Origin of the sequence: Flavihumibacter cheonanensis, from assembly GCF_022352215.1 — a bacterium.
GTDB classification, from domain to species: Bacteria; Bacteroidota; Bacteroidia; order Chitinophagales; family Chitinophagaceae; genus Flavihumibacter; species Flavihumibacter cheonanensis.
The window spans coordinates 1-290 of the sequence record NZ_JAKRWF010000067.1 but is presented as its reverse complement, the minus strand read 5'-3'; the positions used below and the strand labels follow the sequence as shown (position 1 = coordinate 290).

The following is a 290-nucleotide window of genomic DNA, read 5'->3' as shown; positions in this document are numbered from 1 at the left end:
CGTCGGATCAGCGCCGCTGCCAGTGGCTCGGCCGCCGCTGCAGCTCGACCACCGGGACGTCGGGGGCCGGCGTCGTGGCGTGGTAGCGCTGGTGGTGGTCGGCGCCGAGCGCCGCGAACGCGTCGTCGACGAGGTCCCAGTACCGGCGCTCCACCGCCGCACGACCGAGGTCGCGGGCCGCCTCGTAGTGGCGCTGCGCCTCGGGTCGCGGCACGTACGTGACGATCTCGCCGGAGACGTCGCCCACGCCGTGCACGGCCGCGAGCGCAGTCACGTCGACCCGGTCGTAG

1 protein-coding gene is annotated in these 290 nt (G+C 75.5%); it reads right to left on the bottom strand.

The features are described from left to right. Positions 1-7: 7 nt before the first annotated feature. The coding region (locus MD536_RS21155; RefSeq protein ID WP_239603780.1) for a hypothetical protein at positions 8-290 on the bottom strand (283 nt) is incomplete at its 5' end.